An 836-nucleotide genomic window follows, 5' to 3' on the forward strand; every position below is an offset into this window, starting at 1 on the left:
GCTATATCGGCCCATATCGGAATCCCGGTGAAGAGGACGAAACCGAGTCAGGACGGTTTTACGCGCGCATCGCCCACGAGCGCGAGCTGAAGCGTGCCGACTACGTGCACCTGTTCAGCAACGCCTCGCACCTGACGCCGGGCGCGGTGCTGGAGCCGCAGGGCAACGTCATCCGCGCGCTGCAAAACGGCGTGGTGATGACGCTGGTGACCTTCATCGCCGCGCGCGATTCGCGCCTGCACGTTTCCGTCTGGGGCATGCCGTACAGCGAACACTTCTGCTTCCGCCCCGCTACGTTGCCACGTCCGGAGATTGTCGGCACGCATCCGGCGCGGATTGAAAGCCGCAACGCTGATGATATCTACGCACATCTCGACGAGCACGGACGCTACCGGGTGAAGCTCGACGTGGACCGCCTGTTCAGCGAATCAGGCTACAGCTATCTGTGGGTGCGGCTGGCAAAACCCTACGCCGGCAGAGATTACGGTTTTCACGCGCCGCTGATTCGGGGCACCGAAGTGGGAATCGCCTTTGACGGCGGCGACCCGGACCGCCCGTACATCGCGCACGCCTTTCACGATTCCGAACATCCCGACGTCGTCAGCCGCGACAACCGCAGCCAGAACACCCTGCGCACGCCTGCGAACAACGAACTGCGCATGGAAGACAAGCGCGGCGCGGAACACATCGCGCTCACTACTGAATATGGTAAAACCCAGCTTAATCAGGGCCACATCACCGATAAGCAGGACAAACCGCGTGGCAGCGGCTTTGAGTTGCACACCGACGAACACGGTGTGATACGCGTGGCGAAAGGTTTATTCGTCACCGCCGAT

The 836-nt window shown here is 61.7% G+C and carries 1 protein-coding gene; it reads left to right on the forward strand.

Annotated elements, in window-relative coordinates:
• Positions 1 to 836 (forward strand): type VI secretion system Vgr family protein (locus MWH02_RS23040; protein WP_271461523.1); only part of this gene is annotated, 836 nt, incomplete at both ends.

Origin of the sequence: Pantoea leporis, from assembly GCF_028048155.1 — a bacterium.
GTDB classification, from domain to species: Bacteria; Pseudomonadota; Gammaproteobacteria; order Enterobacterales; family Enterobacteriaceae; genus Pantoea; species Pantoea leporis.